The sequence below is a fragment of the Enterococcus sp. DIV1726a genome (assembly GCF_051710985.1).
In the GTDB taxonomy this organism is placed as follows: Bacteria; Bacillota; Bacilli; order Lactobacillales; family Enterococcaceae; genus Enterococcus_B; species Enterococcus_B hirae.
Genome location: NZ_JBIOLS010000001.1, coordinates 525,153 through 546,824 on the forward strand (window position 1 = coordinate 525,153; position 21,672 = coordinate 546,824).

A 21,672-nucleotide genomic window follows, 5' to 3' on the forward strand; every position below is an offset into this window, starting at 1 on the left:
TCTGTGGCTTATTTTTTATTTTTTTCCGCTAGCAAAAAACAAAGAAGCATCTTGGTTCATGAATAAATTTTTACCAGAGTGAAAAGTGTAGATATTCGTGGAATGAAACCCAATTTGTTCAAGTAGAGCCATAAGTGCTTCATGGTCAAATCCATTATGGACTTTTGGATGGTTGATCGCATCATTGTGATCAAAATCAATGATCAAAAGTTGACCGTTTGGCGTAAGCATGTGGTAGAGTTTTTCTAAGATCAAACGTGTGTCAGGAATATGCAGTAGGACTAATGACATCAAAATAAGATCTACTTTTTGATCGATTTTTTGATCGATGGATTCGGTTGTGGCATCGAACGTTACCGAAGAGACGTTTGTTAATCCGCTAGTCTTAATTTTGTCTTCAGCAATTGTTAGCATCGCATCAGAGGAATCAACTAGAAGAAGTTGCTTGAATCGGTCAGCTAAAGCTAACGAAACCAATCCGGTACCTCCGCCATAATCCATAAAAGTCAGTTCTTTGGTGGAAGAAGGTAGTTGAGAAATTAGTTCGCCTTGAATAATTTTTGCTAGTGCTTTTCTTTCGGGAGTATCATAATGGTTTGCGATTTGATTGAAGATTTCTGACATAAGGTCACTCCTGACTTCATAAGTTAGATGAATTTTATTAAGTATAGCAAAAAAATCTGTTTTCCCAAACCACTAGTTGATCTTGAAGAATTGAAAGACACGCAGCCATTGTTTTAAATGTATGAGTGTTTTAATCTAAAGTAACGTTTTTACCAGATGAAAAATTCTCACTGTAAAAAATAATGAAAATCAAGTATAATACCATAGGAACAAACTGGAAGGTGAGCAAGTAAATGGCACAACTATTTTTTAAGTATGGCGCAATGAATAGCGGCAAGACAATTGAGATCTTAAAAGTCGCACATAATTATGAAGAACAGAATAAACCAGTTGTCTTGATGACAAGTGGGATCGATACCAGAGATGGTGTTGGTGTTGTCTCTAGTCGTATTGGGTTAAAAAGAGAAGCCACGCCGATTTTTGAAGAAACAGATGTCTTTGATGTCATTTTTCAAATGGAGGATAAGCCATATTGTATATTGATCGACGAGGCGCAATTTTTAAAGAAAAAACACGTAATTGCGTTTACGAAAATTGTTGATGAATTAAACATTCCGGTGATGGCATTTGGTTTGAAGAATGATTTTAGAAATGAGTTATTTGAAGGATCAAAATATCTATTGCTTTATGCAGACAAAATCGAAGAGATGAAAACGATCTGTTGGTTCTGCCATAAGAAAGCAATCATGAATTTACATTATATCGATGGTCAACCAGTTTACGAGGGGGATCAGGTACAAATTGGTGGAAATGAAGCCTATTACCCCGTTTGTCGGAAACACTATTTTGAACCATCAATTATGACAGAAGGAGAATAAAGATGTACGATCAATTACAAGCAATTGAAGACCGTTATGAAGAACTGGGCGAGCTACTAAGCGATCCAGAAGTAATTTCAGATACGAAACGTTTTATGCAATTGTCAAAAGAAGAAGCAAACACTCGTGAAACTGTTGATGTCTACCGTCGTTACAAAGATGTCGTACAAGGGATCAAAGATACAGAAGAGCTATTAGGTGAAAAGTTAGATGATGAAATGGCTGAAATGGCCAAAGAAGAATTATCTGATTTGAAAAAAGAAAAAGAAGAATTAGAAGAAAAAATCAAAATCTTATTACTACCAAAGGACCCGAACGATGATAAAAACATCATCATGGAAATCCGTGGGGCAGCAGGTGGAGATGAAGCAGCGTTATTTGCTGGTGACTTATTCAACATGTATCAGAAATATGCAGAATCACAAGGTTGGAAAACGGAAGTGATGGAGGCAAGTATTACTGGTATCGGTGGCTATAAAGAAGTGATCATGATGATCTCTGGAGAAAATGTCTATTCAAAATTAAAATATGAAAGTGGTGCGCATCGTGTACAACGAGTGCCATCTACAGAATCACAAGGACGAATCCACACATCAACAGCAACCGTTGTGGTCATGCCAGAAGCAGAAGAAGTAGAAATCGATATTGAAGATAAAGATATCAGAACAGATATCTATCATGCATCAGGGGCTGGCGGTCAGCACGTCAATAAAACAGCATCGGCAGTTCGTCTAACTCATTTACCTACTGGAATCGTGGTAGCAATGCAAGATGAACGTTCACAGCTGAAAAACCGTGAAAAAGCCATGAAGATTTTACGTGCCCGTGTCTATGATAAAATCCAACAAGAAGCACAAAGTGAATACGATGCAAACCGTAAATCAGCCGTTGGAACGGGTGATCGCTCTGAGCGGATCCGTACGTATAATTTCCCGCAAAACCGTGTGACTGATCATCGTATTGGTTTAACTATCCAAAAATTAGATCAAATCCTTGCTGGAAAAATGGATGAGATCGTGGATGCGTTGATCATGTATGACCAAACATCAAAATTGGAAGAAATGCAAAATGGGTAAGACCACGTATTTAGAAGTCCTATCACGGGCTTCTTCTTTTTTAGAAGATCATGGAAAAGAAGGTCATAGTATCCAATTTCTTTTTCTTGAACGTAAAGGCTGGCAAAAACTTGATTGGTTGTTGCAGATGAATGAGCCCATTTCTAGCGAAGATCAACAGATGATCGAACAAGATCTGGAGCATTTGATGAACAATTATCCGCCTCAATATTTGTTGGGGTATGCTGACTTTTATGGTCACCGCCTAAAAGTGACAGAGGACACTTTGATCCCTAGACCGGAAACAGAAGAATTAGTTGAACGATGTTTGCAAGAAACGTCAGAACAAAACTTGAAGGTCATAGATATTGGAACAGGAACAGGGGCAATTGCGATCAGTTTAAAAGCTGCAAGAAAGAACTGGGACGTTTCGGCTGTGGACTTATCTCCAGCAGCTCTTTCAGTAGCGAAAGAGAATGCGCAACAAGCTGGACTGGCGATCCATTTTTATCATGGAGATACACTGGCACCGGTCAGTGATCAAACCTTTGACGTCATTATTTCCAACCCGCCGTATATTCGTTTCGATGAATGGGAATTGATGGATGAAAGTGTTCGGACATTTGAACCTAAAATGGCATTATTTGCCGAAGATGAAGGATTAGCCATCTATAAAAAAATAGCAAAAGAAGCAAAACAATGTTTGAAACCAGAGGGAAAACTATTTTTGGAAATAGGATTTAGCCAAGGGGAGACCGTGAAACAAATCTTTCAAACGGCATTCCCCAATAAACAAGTAAGTATTCATAAAGATTTATTTGGAAATGAACGAATAGTTTCTGTGATGAGCTGATTGTGGATGAAAAATATTTTTTATGTTTTTTTATCATAAAAAAACATTGATTTTACAAGGATGAAAACGAGTTATTGACTTATCAACATACTTATCCACTATTGACAAAATAGTTATCAACACTCTGTTGATAACATGAGGATAAAGTAGAATAAATCAAGCATATTGAAAAATGAGGGTGTGGATAGACTGTGGAAACAAACTATTATCATGAAGAACAATTATCAGAAGCAGCACAAGCATTAAAAAGTGGCGAACTCGTTGCTTTTCCAACTGAAACTGTCTATGGACTAGGCGCTAATGCACTTTTGCCTGAAGCGGTAACCGAAGTGTTTTCGGTCAAAGGTCGTCCACAAGATAATCCTTTGATTGTCCATGTTTCATCGTTTGAGCAAGTAAAACAATTTGTGGATAACTTTCATCCTTTAACGGAAAAAATCGTCAATCATTTCTGGCCAGGTCCCTTAACACTTATTTTTGAGATCAAAAAAAGGTCTTTACCACCTATTGTAACAGGTGGGTTATCCACAGCTGCTTTTCGTATGCCAGATAACAAAAAAACACTTGAAGTCATCCAATTAGCTGGTATACCAATTGTTGGTCCTAGTGCGAATACTTCGGGAAAACCTAGTCCAACGACTGCGGAACATGTCTACCATGATTTAAAAGGAAAAATCAATGGGATCATTGATGATGGTGCAACCCGAATTGGTGTGGAATCAACCGTGATCGATCTCAGTGATCCGAATCGTGAACCCATGATTTTACGTCCAGGAGCGGTGACCAAAGAACAGCTTGAAAAAGTGATCGGTGGAAAGGTAGCCGTTGATCGTCATTTAGTCCAAAGCACTGAAACACCTAAATCACCGGGAATGAAATATAAGCACTATTCGCCTGATACGCAAGTCATGATGGTCCAAGAAAATGATTGGGAAGCCGCTGTAAAATGGGCGAAAGAAGAACATTTGCGTGTTGGAGTAATTGCAGGTCCTAAAATTGCTGAAGCTGTTCGTTTTGATGTAGCAGCAGTCTACATGTATTTTGATGATTCAGTAGAAGCCGCTACGAAAGGATTATTTGCAGGGTTACGTGGGTTAGATGAGAAGAATCTTGGACTTGATATGATCTTTGTTGCAGTATTTCCAGAAGAAGGTCTGGGAAATGCTTATATGAATCGCTTAAAAAAATCAGCGGGACAAAAATATTTTGAAAAAAGAACGTAGGTAGCTTGTACCCATACTTTATTATGATACAATGCAATAAAGTAAACTCTACTTGAATAAATTTGAATAAAACTGAGAGATCATGTTCAAAAGAGAAAGAATCAGCAATCATTCGTGAGATATAGCTTTTTACAGCGATCTGAATGACCAGTTAAGGATTTTAGCTGATCGTGCCTAGATTGCTAGTTGATTCATGATTTCTTAGTAAACAATAAGAAGGAGCTGTTGTGTGTGGTAGACTACAAAACGTTTGACCCAGATTTATGGGCAGCAATCGCAAAAGAAGAAGAAAGACAAGAAAATAATTTGGAACTTATCGCTTCCGAAAATTTTGTCTCTGAAGCAGTGATGGCGGCTCAAGGAAGTATCTTGACAAATAAATATGCAGAAGGTTACCCTGGGCATCGTTATTATGGTGGCTGTGAATTTGTCGATATCGTCGAAAGTTTAGCGATCGATCGTGCAAAAGAATTATTCGGTGCAAAATTTGTCAATGTTCAACCTCATTCTGGTTCACAAGCGAACACGGCAGCATATCTTGCTTTAGTAGAACCTGGTGACACGATTTTAGGGATGGATCTTTCAGCAGGTGGACATTTGACTCATGGTTCTCCTGTGAACTTTAGTGGAAAAACGTACCATTTTGTAGCCTATGGTGTTGATCCAACAACAGAAGTCATTGATTACAATGTTGTGCGGATTTTAGCTAGAAAACATCAACCAAAATTGATCGTTGCCGGAGCAAGTGCCTATGGTAGAATCATTGATTTTGAAAAATTTAGAGAAATCGCTGATGAAGTAGGTGCGAAATTAATGGTTGATATGGCACATATCGCTGGCTTAGTTGCAGCTGGTGTCCATCCAAGTCCAATCCCTTATGCGGACATTACTACGACAACCACTCATAAAACATTACGTGGACCACGTGGTGGTATGATTTTGACCAATAATGAAGAATTAGCGAAAAAAATCAATAGTGCAGTTTTCCCTGGCATCCAAGGTGGACCACTAGAGCATGTCATTGCAGGGAAAGCAGCAGCATTCAAAGAAGCATTGACACCTGAATTTAAAGAATACAGTGAACAGATTATTGCTAATGCCAAAGCGATGGCAAAAGTCTTCAATCAAGCAATCGGTACAAGAGTGGTCTCTGGCGCAACGGATAATCATTTAGTTTTAATCGATGTCCGTGGATTAGAGTTAAACGGGAAAGAAGCCGAAAGTATTTTAGATAGTGTGAATATTACGGTTAACAAAAATTCAATTCCATTTGAAACACTTAGCCCGTTCAAGACTAGCGGTATCCGTATCGGTACTCCAGCAATTACTACAAGAGGCTTCAAAGAAGAAGATGCTGCGAAGGTGGCGGAATTGATCGTCAAAGCTTTACAAGCCAAAGAGAATGAAGCCGAATTAGCTGAAGTCAAAGCTGGTGTGCGTGAATTGACTGAAAAATATCCTTTATATAATAAATAAAAGGAATAATCACTACAAAACGAGTCGCTTAACGCAAGAAGTACCATCAGCAGACATAAAAAAGCAACTGTTTCAAAATTCTTAGTTTGCTAAAATTTACTGTGTATTAAAAATAATCCGAAGAATCCAAAATCGCTTCTCCTGTTTTTGGAATTCTTTGGATTATTTTTTGAAATGGCTTATTGTGTGTGGATACTTTTTCAAGGGAAAGTTGTTGGAATCGCTTCTTTTGGGTGTTTTAGTTTTATTTAGGCAAAAGTGTTCTTCTATCGATGCAGCACGAATACATTGGTGAGATCTATTTAAAATAGCCTGAGATATAGGACTGAGATGGATTAGGTGTGGAAGTGTTGAGGTTTTGTTTTAATGATTGGATAAACTAAGACGCAGGTACTGGGGGAAGTATGGGGAATGCTTATGTTGATTGAGTTTGAGAGAAAACAAACAAACTGATTTTTTGACTTTTTCATTGGGGCTCACTAGTATATGAGGTGTAATTTGGCTTTTTATTATAATCTAGGGAGGAACCATGATGACCGAACGAATCTCATTAGAAAAATCAGCAATCGAATTTAGTGATGCAAATGCTCCCCACCCAAGAATCTACGAATTACCACCTGAAGAAGGACGAGCGCTATTAGAAAGAGTCCAAGAATCGCCCGTTGATAAACTACCAGTCGACATTGAAGATTTAACGGTTGATACTGGTCGATGGGGGTCCATCAACGTTCGTTTTGTCCGTCCAGAAGGAAATACTGATAAATTACCAGTGATTTTCTATATTCATGGAGCTGGTTGGGTTTTTGGTAGCGCACAAACTCATGACAAGTTGATTCGTGAATTAGCCGTTCGCACGAACTCGGTCGTCGTTTTTCCAGAGTACAGCCGCTCGCCGGAAGCAAAATATCCAACAGCGATCGAACAAAGCTATGCAGTCTTACAAAAGCTAAGTGAACTAGCGGAATCAAAAGGGTTAGATTTATCTGAATTAGCGGTAGCGGGCGATTCAGTTGGAGGTAATATGGCAACTGTAATGACTATTTTAACCAAAGAACGCCAAGGGTTGCCCATCCAAAAACAACTTTTGTTTTATCCGGTGACGGATGCCAATTTCACTACTGATTCTTATCAAGAATTTGCCGAAAACTATTTTTTAACAAAAGAAGGAATGAAATGGTTTTGGGACCAATATACAACTGATGATTCAGAGCGGTCAGAAATCACCGCATCACCATTACGAGCGACTTCTGAAGAGTTGGCAGACTTACCACCAGCTTTGATTTTAACTGGTGAAGCGGATGTTTTAAGAGACGAAGGAGAAGCTTATGCTCGGAAGTTACGTGATGCAGGTGTGGCAGTCGCCCAGGTTCGTTTTCAAGGGATGATCCATGATTTTGTGATGGTCAATTCATTGGACCAAACCAATGCTACCAGAGCAGCGATGCTTTTAGCGACTCAGTGGTTACAGCAGGATCGATAATCCTATTTATATAACCAGATATGTGTAATATTAATCTGACTAAAAGACAGTAAAAATAACAAAAAAATTCATTGTTTAAAGCTTTTTTGTTATTTTTTACTGCTTTTTTTTATTTTTGATTACTGTTGTTTTATTTATTTTATTTTCTTTTGAAAAGTTGTTGGTTTGACTAGTCAATTGGGTCTTTTTGTTTTACAATTAAAAAGAAACGACAGAACAAAGGAGACCAGAAAAATGGGCAAATTCCAAGTAATCGACCATCCATTGATCCAACATAAACTAACTATTATTCGTGACAAAGACTGTGGAACAAAAGTTTTCCGTGAGGTTGTCGACGAAATTGCTATGTTGATGGCATATGAAGTATCACGTGACATGCCATTAGAAGATATCGTAATCGAAACACCGATTACAGAAACAACTCAAAAAACGTTATCTGGTAAAAAAGTAGCGATCATTCCGATTCTACGAGCAGGTATTGGGATGGTTGACGGTATTTTAGAATTGATCCCAGCTGCGAAAGTCGGACATATCGGGTTATACCGTGACGAAGAAACATTTGAACCTCATGAATATTTCGTAAAATTACCTGAAGATATCGATGCACGACAATTATTTGTTGTTGACCCAATGTTAGCGACAGGTGGCTCAGCGATCATGGCGATCGATGCATTAAAAGAACGTGGCGCTTCAAATATCAAATTTGTTTGTCTAGTAGCTGCTCCAGAGGGTGTAAAAGCTTTACAAGAAGCACATCCAGATATTGATATCTACACAGCTGCATTAGATGAAAAATTGAATGAACACGGCTACATCGTTCCAGGTCTAGGCGATGCAGGGGACCGTTTATTTGGTACGAAATAAAAATAATAAACGCTAAGGCACCAAACCATAGTAGGATTTCTTATTCTATTATGGTTTTTTGTTTGTTATTAATTCTAGTAATTTATCATGGTTTTGATAGAAAGTAGTTTATTCAAAGAATAGCTGCAAGAAGATGGATCAAAGAATATACGGAATTTGAAAAAACGGATGGAGTCTTGCGGAATCTTAAGTGAACAAGAGGAACAGCAAAAGAATAGAGGATAGTTTTTGACATCTCATAAGTCTTTATTGATGTGAGAAAAAAACTATTTTTAAGTTAGAGAGAACAATAGGCACGTTTATGATGACATGAATGGAATAAGTAATCCTAGATAGTTGATGAAATTTTTCAAATAAAAAAACCATCCCAAAAAACGCAGAGATGGTCAGTGTTAAATTTTCTTCAATTCTTTGTAATTGATGATGATTACACCTTTGCTTTGCGTCATTAAATTGGCATTTTCATCTGTTTTGTCAATTTCAACCACAGCCGAGTTTTTCAGTTGTTTTGAAATTGTTCCAGTTTGCGGTGTTCCATGAATCATAAATGTCACGTGAGTGTCGATCGTAAATTTTTCCCCAAATTCTGACGGTACGATAGTTGTATCAAATTTTCCAAACGTTGCCATTTTCATAAAACCTGCCTTTCATATCAATTATACCACGTTTTATGAAAAAAATCATGAAATAGAACGAAATTTACACTTGTGCCTTTACAAATTTTTAAAATACGTATATAATTTCATATGGAAACGCCAGCTTAGCTCAGTTGGTAGAGCAACGCACTCGTAACGCGTAGGTCACAGGTTCGATCCCTGCAGCTGGCATCATTTATAAAAGCAACGATTTCAAAGATTTTTTATTTTGAGATCGTTGCTTTTTTTCGTAAGGAATTTGAAAAGAAGAGGAAGGAACATCATTAAAAATAGCGGATACGGGGATGTCGATTCTGGATCTATTTTACTATTCAATAACTGAGAAGAAGCATCAAGATCTGGTTCTTCAACCAATTTTTAAACATCAAAATTAGTAGATTCTACTAGTTTTGATGTTTTTTTGTTGAACAAATGACAGCCATCAAGTGCTAAAACAGATGGACTCATAAAACTGTTGAAAATTAAAGGAGTTTGGCACAACTAGAGGTTTCGTTCTTTTTTATAAAAAAACTAAGTGGGATTTCTAATAAATGTAAAATTATGGTTAGGAAAAAAGCGGATAGGAAATGATTTTTTTCTTAAATCAAGTCAATTATTTGGCACATTATTCCTTTTTTTGCTATCTAAGTCGCCTTTTTTTTTCACTGTAAATATAGATTACTAATTTTTAAAATGTTATACCGATTTTTTTATTGGTTATTTATTTGTCGTTATTAATGATAGCGAACTAGTTCTGTAGTTGTATTTTTATATTGAAATAAACGATGGTCTGTATGATCTTGCTTCATGACCTTCTGATTTAAAAGTTGAAGAAATTTGACGATCAAAAAAAATTCACTTGAAATTAGTTATTTATTTTTCATATTTATATGCAAACATCAGCAAACCTTCATAATACTATTATTTTTTATTTTAAAAGTGAAAAAAATAGAAAAAAACGGAAAAAATTGGTGTTTATTCAATAAAAAACACTCTATTCTAATTATATATTTGAATTTATTTTAAATTAGGAGGGAAAAATGAAAAAGAAAAAAATTTATCAGGTATTGGTGATGGGGTTAGTTGTTGGTCAGGTTCTTACTAACGGGACAACATTTGCTTACGCAGCAACACTTGAAAGAAATCTTTTGGATGAGAGCAAGTTTTCAGATGAGCGTATGGATGCATTGAATGATCAGTATCAACCAGTTACTTATGTTTACCATAAAATAACGATAAATGAAGCGCCTAAAATTCCTAGTCAACTTCAAAATAAAGAGCTTGTTGAAACTCAAAATATAAATAAAAATGAAGTAAAACAGATCGTTTATCAAGTTCATCAGCAAATAAAACAGCAAATAAAACCAACTACACAGCAACAAATAAAACAACGAAGTTTGTCAAAAACGAACGAAAAGAACCTTTCTAGCCTCTGATTCGAAATGTTTGGAATAGGATTCAATGCTCTTGAAGACTATCAGGTCTTTTGGAAAAAGAGCAAAACTGAATAATTAACATACTTCTAGTGTATTGAATTCATCTACTGGAAGTAATTAGGGAAAGGAATGGCGAAATGGATATCGTTCAGTTGCTAGATGAAAACTCAAAAATGAAAATTAAACTTTTGGAACTTATTCAGACAAAACTTGGTGAAAGAGTAGAAATCTCTTTTTTAGCGCAGAAAACAGGTATATCTAAATTTAAATTAAGTAAATTAATTCATGAGTTGAAAATGGAGCTAGAACAGAAATTATGCTTAAATGATTTTTTTATCGTAAAGCGGGGCGTTATTCAAGTATATTCTTTTATTTGTGATGAGAACATTCTTAAATTACGTCAGCACTATTTAAATAGTTCGCTAACTTATCAGCTGCTTATTTTCCTGCTGTTTTCAAACCGACCGATTAATAAATTTACGACCGATCATTACATTTCAAATTCTTCTTTATATCTTTATAAAAAACGAATCAATAAATTGTTAGAAAAAGATCATCTCATTATTAAGAAAAATAAGATAGTAGGGAATGAATGGAAGATTCGCTCGGTAGGGTATGGCATTCTCCATAATTTGAATGGGATTGATTCCCCTTTTACTGAGCAACAAAAAAACCAAAGTGATCGGCTTGTATTTTGGATCGAACAATTTTTTAGAATTAGAATCCGTAATAGTTTACGTTATAAATTATCTTTATTTCTATCAATCAGTGCGCTTCGGATTCAGAGAAAAGCGTATTTGGATGAAGCACATCTGACGATCAAAGTTGATCAGACCTCAATATTGGTTCAAAAACTTGCAGGAAAATTGAAGACAGAGTACCAAATATCAGATACAGTAGCAGTAAAAGAAGCTTCAGTCTTGTATGCCTATTTATATGTTAATCGGATCATTGATAAGAAGTCTTGTCTAGATTTTTCTGAACTAGATCCGACACTGTCAATTTTTAACAATAATTATTCAAGTATGCTAAAAGGTATTGCTGATTCAACTTTTGTTGATCAACGTCTGTTTAAAGTGTTATTGAAAAATGTGCAACCGATACATGAACGGTTGTTATTTATGCCCGATATCCATCATCGTTTTGGAAATATCCATAATTTTCAATTTTTAAGAGAAGAATATCCTTTATTTGATCAGAAAGTCAATGAAACCATTATGGAAACAGCTCGTTCTATTTTACTTAATGAAGAAGAAAAAGCAGATTTATACATGTACTATATGATGGAATTGATTGAAAATTTTCCCTTAGAAGCAGTTGAAGAAGCTGTTTATATTACGTTGGATTTTTCTTATGGAAAAGCGTATGAAGAGTTTATTGCAGAACATCTCCAATATTCCTTAGCTGGAAAAATAGTCATTGAAAAAGTTATTTCTTCGAAAACGGATATCTATATTTCTGACTTTCATTTAGGAAACCTTCAATGTACCCATATCTTATGGCAACGATTGCCCAACAATCATAATTGGCAAGAACTAATTAAACAAATTAAACAATGCATCAGCGAAAAAAATGTCGTAAATCAAAAGGAAACGTCCAATGTTTCCTCTACCAGCTAGTCTTTTTTCTTTTACTTGCCTATAATGTGACAGAGATTTATTCAATAGCTTTATCGGAATGTTATTGTTGTGTTTAGAAGTAATGTATTTGCTAACTAGAAAAATAAAAAAACACCTGAAATCAAACGCTCATTTCAGGTGTTTTTTTTATAGAGAAAACCTTGGGCACGAAGGGAGAACATCTCGAAATAGAAATAGCTATTCTCACCACGGTCAGTATTCATGATTTATTCTTTTTCACGAGAAACGATGGTTTGTTCTGTTTCACGTATGATATAAACGGGGCGTTGTTTGGTTTCAAGGAAAATTTTACCAATGTATTTGCCAATGATCCCTAGGCATAGTAATTGGATGCCGCCGATAAATAAAAAGATCGATACCATTGAAGGCCAGCCGGCTGTCGGGTCACCAAATAATAATGCTCGTGCAATGATAAATAAAATAGCAATTCCCGAACCAATACAAGAAAGAGCGCCAGTGAAAGAGGCGATCGTTAGTGGTGCATCTGAAAAATTGACGATTCCATCAATCGAATAATTGAATAATTTCCAAAAGGACCAAGAGGTTTCACCAGCCACTCGTTCACGGTTTTCAAAAGAAAGATACTCTGTTTTGAAACCGACCCAACTAAATAATCCTTTTGAAAAACGATTGTACTCGGTTAACTCTAAAACAGCATCAACCATCTGTCGAGTCATCAAGCGGAAATCTCTTGCACCATCTACCATTTCTGTGTCACTGATTTTATTGATCAACTGATAGAACCGTTTAGCGAAGAAACTCCGAATCACTGGTTCTCCTTCTCTTGTTGAGCGTCTCGTTCCTACGCAATCAATGTCAGTTGTCGTGATTTTTTCAATCATGAGTGGTAGTAATTCTGGAGGATCTTGTAAATCAACGTCCATTACTGTGATTAGCTCCCCAGTCGAAGCTTGTAAACCCGCATAGAGGGCAGCTTCTTTTCCGAAATTTCGAGAAAAAGAAACGAATCTCACATATTCATATTTTCTCGCTAATGCTTTAATGACTTGTAGCGTACCATCTGAGGAGCCATCATCAATAAACAAGTATTCAAACTCGTGTCCGTCTTTGAATTTTTCTACTTCATCGAAAAAAAGCGGTACAGTCTTTTCTTCGTTATAGCAAGGGACAACAATTGATATTTTCATATGATAAATCCTTTCAAGAAAATATTATTTGTTCGAACAGAATAGTAAATAAACTGTATTTTCTGTTACTTAAGTAATCATCATTTTTAGTTTATCATTAAGCTGACACTTAATAAAACTTTAAATTGCATTTTTAGCTAAAATAATACAAGATAAATAAAATAGTAGAACGGTAGAGGAGGGCAAGTCTAGTTCATTCAGGATTAGACGATGAAAATGAAAATAAATACGCCGATTGGAAAACTATGGTTAGATGCAGATCAGAATGGGTTGACGAAGGTTTCGTTTCATCCGATTGAAGAAATGGCGGTAAATGGTGCACAGGATCAAGGAAAGAAACAAGAAATCCTACTTGAAACAGAACGTCAATTGGCTGAGTACTTTGAGGGCAACCGGCAGGACTTTCAACTTCCGTTATCAATAAACACAGGCACGATTTTTCAACAAAAGGTTTGGCAAGCATTGCAAGAGATTCCTTATGGAGAACTACGCACATATAAAAAAATAGCAGAAACCATTGATCATCCCAAAGCGGTCCGAGCAATCGGACAAGCGAATCGCATGAATCCATTACCAATCGTGATTCCATGTCATCGAGTGATTGGACAAAACGGTCAATTAACCGGTTATATGGGAAATGCGGAAGCTGGCTTATTGATCAAACGTCAACTACTTGTATTAGAAAAAGCACTATCTGAATAAAAAAGAACTGAAATCATTGACCTAAAAACCACCCCTTCGCCCTGAAATAGAAGTGACTATTTTGGGACGAAGAGGTGGTTTTAAGTCTGGGGATTTTATGAAGCCAACAAAGGCAGACCGCTTATACCAGTGGAATCCGGTAGTTATAGTGTTGTTAACCAAATGAATAGCAGCGCAGCAACAGTTTGCAGTAAACCAACTGCTAGACCATAAGATAAGAATCGAGGTCCTTCTTTCATGAATTTAGCGAAATCTAAACGTAAACCAATTGCGGCTAAAGCAGTGATTTCAAACCAATTACTAATAAAGTGAGCCCCTTTGTCGATAAAAGTTGGGAGCGTAAATAGGCTGTTGAGCAAGCAGAAAACTAAAAAGCCTAAAACATACCATGGTAATGGGAATCTTCTTTTCTTGGGACTGTCAGACGAAATCGTTTCAGCAGAAGCTGTCTTTTTTTGGATAAATTTTTCAAATAAATAGACAACAGCAACTAACATCATGATCCTTAAAATTTTAAAGAGCATGGCAAATTGAACAACTGAAGCATCAAGCAAACTGGCGCCAGCGACTACTTGTCCAACAGATTGAAGTGTTCCACCTAAAAGGGCACTTTTTTCAATTAAGTGATCTCCGTATAAGTGTAAGCCAAGAAAAGGTAAAGAAAGCATCATGATCGTTCCTAATAAATTCACTAATGTAATGATCTGTCCTTTTTCTTCCTCTTCGGCATGGATCACTGGAGCGATCGCTGCAATAGCCGAAGAACCGCAAACAGCATTTCCTCCTGCCATCATCAAGGAAGCTGTATCGCTAAACAACAATTTTTTGCCGATCCAATAGGCACCGACGATCGTCACACTCATTTGCAACAAGACGAAGGCAATCCCTTTGATGCCGATTTGAGCAATCGTTTGAGCCGTAACCGTTGCTCCCAATAAGAAAACGGAGCATTCCAATAATTTGCTTTCAGCGAATTTTGTTCCAATGGCTAAAGAAGGTTGTTTGAAAAAAGTATTACCTAACAAGATCCCTAATAAAATGGCGATCGTGGCAGCACCAAGCTGTGGGAGCAACAATGCGAGAAGTTTGCTCATGACTGCTACTGAAAAAGCAAGAAGTAATCCAGGTAAGATTCTTCGAGAGCCTTGATTTTTAAATTGATTAATGGTTACTTGTAGATTCATGTTCTAAAAATTCCTTTCATTATCTGTGCGCATGTTTCAGAGTTGAAAAACGGGTACTCGTATTTAGAGGACGACGACTCTGAACTCAAGAATATCCTTGATAATAGTAGCACTATTCGTTTTGATTGACAAAGTTTAAAAACGCAAAAAATCTTCTGCCTTTTTCTAAATTTGAAAAAGACAGAAGAATAACATCTTAATTAAATTTCTTTAGGGACATATTTATTTGTGTTTCCATGTTCTTTGAACAAGAAGCGGATATAATGACCTAATACATAAAGCACCATTCCAGTAGCGATTACTAATTCAACCAGTTTCAAGACCGTTAAAAAGCCAGTAGCGATCCCTAATGAATGAAAGTAATTTACAGCACAAAACATAGCAGTTGCAGAAATAACTAGTGGAAAGGTAAAAGCAGCGTAGCTTGGATAAAAATGTAGTTTAAGTAATCGTGGTAAAAGAGACAGCACGATAAAATATAAAGTTTGCGAAAGGATAAATAAGGCAACGACTAAATAAAAGGAAGGTTGCGCAAAATTTTTCAAATAGCCAGTTAAACAAAGAGATCCCGGAGCTGCAACGATCGTAATCAATGGTAGTGTAGGATGTGCCATGTTTTTCACGAAAAATACCCGATGGATGATGATTGGCAATAAGAAAACGTAACAAGCTAGAGATAGCCAAAAGAATAGTTGGCCAATGAATGGGAAAAAGTTTCCAGCAGTTACTGTAATTACCCCGAAACCAACATAAATAATGAACCAACTTGGATAAATGACTTCCAGTGATAAGTCTGCTTTGATTACATGATGGTAAGTAAAGTAAACAACTAAAATCACTTGTAGCAGGACAGCGCCAAGCCAGATGATCCGAACGATTGGTAAAAGGTGCGTAAATGGAACAAAGTAAGTACAAATAACCATTAATGACATCGTAAAAGTCGGTGAAACCGAGGCAATGATTGGATCATGTAATGTTTGTCTCGTATGTTCAAATAATAGGAACAATTTGCTAAACATTAGGATCATGAGAATCATACTAATCCCACCAATGATATTTCCTAGATGAATCCAATGATATTCTTTAAACAGATTACCTAGCGAAGCTAAACCTAGAATGAGCCCACAAATCGGGACAGGAATAAGTTTTAAAAAATTCTTCATTAATTGAATTCTCCTTTTCATAAGATGAGTGTGTTGTCTAAAGCTCAGAACAAAATGATCAGTCAGGTGGAAAGGTTGATAGTAGGTTGCATAAATAATTATGAATGACTATTTATTGGGAAATAAACAAATCGGTAGCCCTGACTGATCATTAAGAATACAAGTAACGATCTTTTTATGTCTGAGCGAGATCGAAACATTCGTTGCTTTTCAATCTCATATATTGTGCGTTACATTTACTATTATAGTCATTTCATGATATATTTAAATCAAATAGTTGATATAGTTACTATAATAAAAAATTATGGAAGTGATCGCATGCTGAAATTGTTAACAACTTTTCGTGTCGTATACGAAACAAGAAATTTTTCTCGAACAGCCGAATTACTTTTCTTATCTCAACCTGCTGTCTCCAATCAAATCAAACAGCTGGAAAGAGAATTAGGAGTGATTCTCTTTGAGCGAAATGGTCGGAAAGAAATGAAGCCGACAAAACAAGCAGATCTACTCTACGAACGAGCGTTAGTTTTATTAGAGGAGTGGCAAGAAACACAACAACAATTACTAGATGAACAAAATGAAGAAGAAGTTTGCCGAATCGTTGCTTCTCACACTTTTGCCGTCTATCTGTTACCAAAATTGTTGAAAGATTTGCTTTTGAAATATCCTAAAATTAATTTTGTGATTGCCTATGCCAATTCTCATGATGCGTTGGAACAAGTAGCAAAACACGAGGCTGATTTTGGTTTTATCGAAAAGCCTTTAGAAACTTCTGGTGTTCAAAGGTTTTCATTGATGGAGGATGAACTAGTGATTGCGGGGGATCCTGACAGTCAGTTATGGTTAGTTCGAGAAACAACTTCTGGAGTTTTTCATTATACGCAACGGTATTTTGAAGAAAAAAATATCCATGGGAAAAAGTTGTTAGTAAAAAGTAACGAAGTCATTGCCGCTCTTTTAAAGGAAGGAGTAGGACGTTCGATTTTATCAAAACGTGCGGTGCCACCAGAAGTACCATCCGAGAAATTAGCGTATCATCGAAATTTTTATTTGATCCAGCGAACAAATTTAGTTTCAGAGAATTTACAAGCGATTGGTAAAGAGATCTTGAAATATAATGAACGCTATCAAAAATGATTCGTAAGAACTTTATCTGTTATCTCGATGATGGGTCTGACTGAAGAGCAGCAAGGCAGATGATTAGATAAGAATAATTTTAAGTTTTCCCAAATGTATTTGCTTTGGCTTTCAATTATGCCGTTAGACCGCTATAATATAGAACAGTATGGTTTTTAAGAAAAGGGATGAAACATGGAAAAAAAAATAAAAGCTTCTAATAATAATCGTGATAATCGCATTGATTATGGCGTCATATTACCAGTCTTCTTATTATGTTTGATTGGATTGCTTTCTTTATATGTCGCGCTGAGTCATGATCCTAACCACCCTTCGGTAGTAAGAGGTGTTGGGATGCAAGCGATTTGGTATATCGTGGGCTCAATTGCTATTGTCGTGATTATGCATTTGAATTCCAAATGGATCTGGAAATTAACACCTTATCTCTATGGTTTTGGTCTAATTGTAATGGGACTCTTGTTAAAGTTTTATGACCGCAACCTCGCCCAGTCGACCGGTTCCAAAAACTGGTTTAGTTTTGGTTCCTTGACGTTTCAGCCAGCAGAGTTAATGAAAATTGCTTATATTTTAATGATGGCGCTGATCGTGACAAAACATAATACTCAGATGAAGGAACGAACGCTCAAATCAGATTTTTGGTTGATCGCCAAGATGTTGATTGTGACGCTCCCGGTTTTAGCCTTGATTATGGCACAAGATGATTTTGGGACCATGCTGGTATTCTTAGCAATTTTTGGTGGAGTTTTCTTAATGTCTGGTATCTCTTGGCGCATTATCGTGCCCGTAATTGCTTTGGCAGTGATTGTCGGTGCTGGAACCATCTTTTTAGTTACCACAGAAGGCGGAAGAGATTTATTATATAAAATCGGGTTTAAATCTTACCAGTTTGCTCGTATCGATTCTTGGCTTGATCCATTCCATGACACGACTGGGATGAGCTATCAGCCAGCACAAGGGTTGCTCGCAATAGGAACTGGTGGATTATTAGGTAAAGGATTTAATGTAAGTAATATCTATGTACCTGTTCGTGAATCAGATATGATTTTCACCGTGATTGGTGAGAATTTTGGGTTTATCGGTGGCGCATTCGTCATCTTCTTGTATTTTATTTTGATTTATCGTATGATTCGTGTCTGCTTTGATACGAACAATGAATTTTATGCTTATATCGCCAGCGGCTTGATCATGATGCTCTTGTTCCATGTATTTGAAAATATTGGTGCTAATATTGGACTCTTACCATTAACAGGGATTCCCCTGCCATTCATTAGTCAAGGTGGGTCATCGATCCTTGGAAATATGATCGGTATCGGTTTGATATTATCCATGAGGTATCAAAATGAGGCGCCTGCGAAAACTTCTAGGAGGTAACACTGTTGTATCGTTTTTATTGGTATCCGAAATGTTCCACTTGCAAAAAAGCGAAAGCTTGGTTGGATGCGCATCATGTTGATTATCAAGTAATTGATATGATTGCTAGTCCACCATCGGAAGAAATGATCACAGACTGGTTGGAACATAATGAGATTCCATTACGTCGTCTGTTCAATACGAGTGGCATGAAGTATCGGGAAATGGGGCTAAAAGACCAAGTGGCTGATTTTTCGATCAATGAAGCTAGTCGCATTCTTTCAAGTGATGGGATGTTGATCAAACGTCCCCTGATCGTCAAAGGCAAACAACTCGTCGCAATCGGTTTTAATGAAAAAATATACGAAGGAGTATTGATATAAAATGGCTGGGAAACACTTGAAGAAAAAAGATAACCTTTGGATCTTATTTAATGGGAAAGAATATTGTGTCGGTTTAACTAATGAAGCACAAAAAGAATTAGGTGATATCACATTTGCCAATTTGCCAAAAGCTGGTCAGTCTTATCAAAGCGGGGAGCCTTTGATCGAAGTGGAAGCTGAAAAAGCGGTCAGTGAATTTGCTAGCCCATTAAGCGGTACGGTTTCTTCCGTGAATGAAAAAATCAATGAAGATATCAATGTCTTAAATGATCAAGATGAAATGAATGCTTGGCTTTTAAGCTTTAAAGAAGTCGATCCAACAGAATTTGAGAAATTATAAGAGTTAGCAATTTTCAGAAAATTTTAAAGAAGTAACCGGTAAAATGTTGACACGTTATTTTCCAACTGCTATAATCAGAACAATCATAAATAAAGCTTTGAAAAGAAGAGTACATGTCACAGACGTTCAAAGAGAGCCCTGATTGCTGAAAAAGGGTAACGGAAATGAGATGGAAGATGGTCTTAGAGCAGAGTAGGTGAGCCTTGCAAACTTACTACGGGGGTGCCCGTTACAGCACAACGGTATACGGGCATGATTATGATGAAAGAACGATGACCCAAGTACTGGTAAAGGTTGTTATTGTGAGATAGCAGCAAATCAAGGTGGTAACACGGAAGTTTCAGCTTTCGTCCTTTTGCTAAAGCAAGGGGGCGGAAGCTTTTTTGTTTCCTACTTGATCTCCATGTAAAAAATAAAAGAAAGATGTGAGCGATATGTCATTGATCCAATTAACCAATGTTGAGAAAACATTTGGTGGCAGAAATGGAACGATCCAAGCGGTAAATGATGTTTCATTAACTGTTGAAAAGGGTGATATTTACGGCATCGTTGGCTATTCTGGAGCAGGTAAAAGTACACTTGTCCGTTTATTGAATGGATTAGAGCTACCTACTAGCGGAACGGTTGTTGTAAATAACCAAGAGATTACCAAACTAAAAAATAAAGAACTGAGAACATTTCGTAAAAAAATCGGTATGATTTTCCAACATTTCAATTTGTTATGGTCACGGACGGTTTTAGAAAATATCCAACTACCATTAGAATTAGCAGGCGTACCTAAAGCCCAACGTAAAGAACGGGCAGAAGAATTGCTTGGATTAGTCGGATTAGAGGGTAGGGGAAATGCCTATCCTTCACAACTTTCAGGAGGACAAAAACAAAGAGTTGGGATAGCTCGAGCGTTGGCCAATGAACCTGAGATCTTACTTTGTGACGAAGCAACCAGTGCACTAGATCCACAAACCACTGAAGAAGTACTGGATCTTTTATTAGCTATCAATAAGAAATTACATTTAACGATCGTATTGATTACGCACGAAATGAACGTGATTCGTAAAATCTGTAACAAGGTAGCTGTGATGGAACGAGGAAAAGTTGTGGAAGAAGGCGATGTTTTGACAGTCTTCAAAAATCCAAAACAAGAAGTAACAAAACGTTTCGTGCAACAAGATATCGAACCAGAAGCAGACTCAAAAGAATTATTGGCTGAATTGATCAAAGAAAATCCAAAAGGTCGATTAGTGACATTAGTGTTCAACGAAAAAAATGCTAACGAGCCAGTCATCTCTCAAGCCATTCGTCAGTATAACGTCGATATCAATGTCGTTTACGGTAAAATCAAACAAACAGCAGAAGGTTCTTTTGGTTCCTTAACAACACTGATGACTGGGTCAGAGAACGAATTGGATCAAGCAGAGCGGTTTATTAAAGAACAAGGTGTTGGAGTGGAGGTGATCCACCGTGGATAAAAGCTTTGCAGAAACGTATTTAGATTTTAGTCAAATCAACATGGAAACGATGAAACAAGCATTCATCGATACGCTGTATATGACGTTGGTGTCCATGGTATTAGTGACCATCATTGGTTTAGTCCTAGGTTTGATCCTGTATTCGATTGGACGGAAAAATAAACCTTATGCACGAATCATTTATGGTATTGTTTCGATTATTAGTAATATCTTTCGATCTACACCATTTATGATCTTGATGGTCTTGATCATTCCATTCACGAAAGCAATCGTCGGAACCATGTTAGGGGCGCAAGCTGCTATTCCTGCCTTGGTACTTTCAGCTGCCCCATTTTATGCTCGTCTAGTTGAAATTGCTTTTCGTGAAGTTAGTCCTGGAGTTTTAGAAGCGGCGGATGCGATGGGTGCTAGCTACTGGGAAATCATTTGGAAAGTCTTGATACCAGAAAGCGTGCCTGCACTGATCTCCGGATTGACAGTTACTACCATTTCAATGATCGGCTTTACTGCGATGGCGGGTGCGATCGGAGCTGGTGGTTTGGGAGGTCTTGCTTGGCAAGAAGGTTACCAACGTGGTAATCTGACCGTGACATTTGTGGCAACGTTAGTGATACTAGTCATTGTATTTATTGTTCAAGGAATTGGGGACTTTTTAACAAAGAAAACAGATAAAAGATAAGAAGAAATAGGAG

21 protein-coding genes, 1 tRNA gene and 1 other annotated feature are annotated in these 21,672 nt (G+C 36.9%); of the genes, 17 read left to right on the plus strand and 5 right to left on the minus strand.

Going from position 1 to position 21,672, the window contains the following annotated elements; all coding sequences use genetic code 11:
- Positions 1–15: 15 nt before the first annotated feature.
- Positions 16–624 (minus strand): class I SAM-dependent methyltransferase, encoded by a 609-nt coding sequence (locus tag IGJ27_RS02405; protein WP_178306171.1) that lies wholly within the window; start codon positions 622–624, stop codon positions 16–18.
- 233 nt (positions 625–857) lie between these two features.
- On the opposite strand from IGJ27_RS02405, the gene IGJ27_RS02410 reads away from it, so the two are divergent.
- From IGJ27_RS02410 to upp, 7 genes are all read left to right on the plus strand, one after another.
- The gene (locus tag IGJ27_RS02410) at positions 858–1,442 is read left to right on the plus strand and encodes a thymidine kinase (RefSeq protein ID WP_010719999.1); all 585 of its coding nucleotides are present in this window, start codon (positions 858–860) and stop codon (positions 1,440–1,442) included.
- A 2-nt stretch (positions 1,443–1,444) separates the two neighbouring features.
- Positions 1,445–2,518, plus strand: coding sequence for a peptide chain release factor 1 (gene prfA, locus IGJ27_RS02415; protein WP_010719998.1), 1,074 nt, complete (start codon positions 1,445–1,447; stop codon positions 2,516–2,518).
- Positions 2,511–3,350 (plus strand): peptide chain release factor N(5)-glutamine methyltransferase, encoded by an 840-nt coding sequence (gene prmC / locus IGJ27_RS02420; RefSeq protein ID WP_161652266.1) that lies wholly within the window; start codon positions 2,511–2,513, stop codon positions 3,348–3,350. Before prfA ends, prmC begins: the two co-directional genes overlap by 8 nt.
- A gap of 191 nt (positions 3,351–3,541) precedes the next feature.
- The gene (locus IGJ27_RS02425) at positions 3,542–4,573 is read left to right on the plus strand and encodes an L-threonylcarbamoyladenylate synthase (protein WP_178306170.1); all 1,032 of its coding nucleotides are present in this window, start codon (positions 3,542–3,544) and stop codon (positions 4,571–4,573) included.
- A gap of 231 nt (positions 4,574–4,804) precedes the next feature.
- The gene (gene glyA / locus IGJ27_RS02430; RefSeq protein ID WP_034699610.1) at positions 4,805–6,049 is read left to right on the plus strand and encodes a serine hydroxymethyltransferase; all 1,245 of its coding nucleotides are present in this window, start codon (positions 4,805–4,807) and stop codon (positions 6,047–6,049) included.
- A gap of 532 nt (positions 6,050–6,581) precedes the next feature.
- The gene (locus tag IGJ27_RS02435) at positions 6,582–7,529 is read left to right on the plus strand and encodes an alpha/beta hydrolase (RefSeq protein WP_178306169.1); all 948 of its coding nucleotides are present in this window, start codon (positions 6,582–6,584) and stop codon (positions 7,527–7,529) included.
- Positions 7,530–7,763: 234 nt separating this feature from the next.
- Positions 7,764–8,393: a uracil phosphoribosyltransferase gene (upp, locus tag IGJ27_RS02440; protein WP_010719993.1), complete on the plus strand. Its 630-nt coding sequence runs from the start codon at positions 7,764–7,766 to the stop codon at positions 8,391–8,393.
- 392 nt (positions 8,394–8,785) lie between these two features.
- On the opposite strand, the gene IGJ27_RS02445 is transcribed toward upp, so the two are convergent.
- Complete coding sequence (locus tag IGJ27_RS02445; protein WP_010719992.1) at positions 8,786–9,028, minus strand: hypothetical protein; 243 nt, start codon at positions 9,026–9,028, stop codon at positions 8,786–8,788.
- A gap of 119 nt (positions 9,029–9,147) precedes the next feature.
- On the opposite strand from IGJ27_RS02445, the gene IGJ27_RS02450 reads away from it, so the two are divergent.
- The 3 genes from IGJ27_RS02450 to IGJ27_RS02460 all read left to right on the plus strand — a co-directional run bounded on the left by IGJ27_RS02450 (position 9,148) and on the right by IGJ27_RS02460 (position 12,083).
- A tRNA-Thr gene (locus IGJ27_RS02450) sits at positions 9,148–9,220 on the plus strand.
- A gap of 848 nt (positions 9,221–10,068) precedes the next feature.
- Positions 10,069–10,464 carry a hypothetical protein gene (locus IGJ27_RS02455; protein WP_010719991.1) on the plus strand — a complete coding sequence of 132 codons (396 nt, stop codon included), beginning with the start codon at positions 10,069–10,071 and terminating at the stop codon, positions 10,462–10,464.
- Positions 10,465–10,601: 137 nt separating this feature from the next.
- Positions 10,602–12,083, plus strand: coding sequence for a helix-turn-helix domain-containing protein (locus IGJ27_RS02460; RefSeq protein WP_178306168.1), 1,482 nt, complete (start codon positions 10,602–10,604; stop codon positions 12,081–12,083).
- 227 nt (positions 12,084–12,310) lie between these two features.
- On the opposite strand, the gene IGJ27_RS02465 is transcribed toward IGJ27_RS02460, so the two are convergent.
- Positions 12,311–13,252: a glycosyltransferase family 2 protein gene (locus IGJ27_RS02465; protein WP_178306167.1), complete on the minus strand. Its 942-nt coding sequence runs from the start codon at positions 13,250–13,252 to the stop codon at positions 12,311–12,313.
- 216 nt (positions 13,253–13,468) lie between these two features.
- On the opposite strand from IGJ27_RS02465, the gene IGJ27_RS02470 reads away from it, so the two are divergent.
- Positions 13,469–13,954, plus strand: coding sequence for a methylated-DNA--[protein]-cysteine S-methyltransferase (locus tag IGJ27_RS02470; RefSeq protein ID WP_178306424.1), 486 nt, complete (start codon positions 13,469–13,471; stop codon positions 13,952–13,954).
- A 143-nt stretch (positions 13,955–14,097) separates the two neighbouring features.
- Here IGJ27_RS02470 and IGJ27_RS02475 read toward each other — a convergent pair whose 3' ends face one another.
- Positions 14,098–15,138 (minus strand): YeiH family protein, encoded by a 1,041-nt coding sequence (locus IGJ27_RS02475; RefSeq protein ID WP_034866233.1) that lies wholly within the window; start codon positions 15,136–15,138, stop codon positions 14,098–14,100.
- Positions 15,139–15,338: 200 nt separating this feature from the next.
- A complete protein-coding gene (locus tag IGJ27_RS02480) occupies positions 15,339–16,301 on the minus strand; it encodes a TDT family transporter (RefSeq protein ID WP_034699625.1) in 963 nt (320 codons plus the stop codon).
- A gap of 318 nt (positions 16,302–16,619) precedes the next feature.
- Between IGJ27_RS02480 and IGJ27_RS02485 the strand changes: the two genes are divergently transcribed.
- The 6 genes from IGJ27_RS02485 to IGJ27_RS02510 all read left to right on the plus strand — a co-directional run bounded on the left by IGJ27_RS02485 (position 16,620) and on the right by IGJ27_RS02510 (position 21,659).
- Positions 16,620–17,438 carry a LysR family transcriptional regulator gene (locus IGJ27_RS02485; protein WP_178306166.1) on the plus strand — a complete coding sequence of 273 codons (819 nt, stop codon included), beginning with the start codon at positions 16,620–16,622 and terminating at the stop codon, positions 17,436–17,438.
- Between the two features lie 174 nt (positions 17,439–17,612).
- Positions 17,613–18,809: an FtsW/RodA/SpoVE family cell cycle protein gene (locus IGJ27_RS02490; protein ID WP_010719984.1), complete on the plus strand. Its 1,197-nt coding sequence runs from the start codon at positions 17,613–17,615 to the stop codon at positions 18,807–18,809.
- A gap of 5 nt (positions 18,810–18,814) precedes the next feature.
- On the plus strand, positions 18,815–19,171 hold the full coding sequence (locus IGJ27_RS02495) for an arsenate reductase family protein (protein ID WP_010719983.1): 357 nt from the start codon (positions 18,815–18,817) through the stop codon (positions 19,169–19,171).
- A gap of 1 nt (position 19,172) precedes the next feature.
- Positions 19,173–19,511 carry a glycine cleavage system protein H gene (locus tag IGJ27_RS02500; protein ID WP_034699629.1) on the plus strand — a complete coding sequence of 113 codons (339 nt, stop codon included), beginning with the start codon at positions 19,173–19,175 and terminating at the stop codon, positions 19,509–19,511.
- An 88-nt stretch (positions 19,512–19,599) separates the two neighbouring features.
- Positions 19,600–19,869: a binding site (T-box leader), on the plus strand.
- A gap of 76 nt (positions 19,870–19,945) precedes the next feature.
- Complete coding sequence (locus tag IGJ27_RS02505; RefSeq protein WP_178306165.1) at positions 19,946–20,980, plus strand: methionine ABC transporter ATP-binding protein; 1,035 nt, start codon at positions 19,946–19,948, stop codon at positions 20,978–20,980.
- A complete protein-coding gene (locus IGJ27_RS02510; protein ID WP_010719980.1) occupies positions 20,973–21,659 on the plus strand; it encodes a methionine ABC transporter permease in 687 nt (228 codons plus the stop codon). The genes IGJ27_RS02505 and IGJ27_RS02510 overlap by 8 nt, the downstream gene beginning before the upstream one ends.
- The last annotated feature ends 13 nt before the right edge of the window (positions 21,660–21,672 follow it).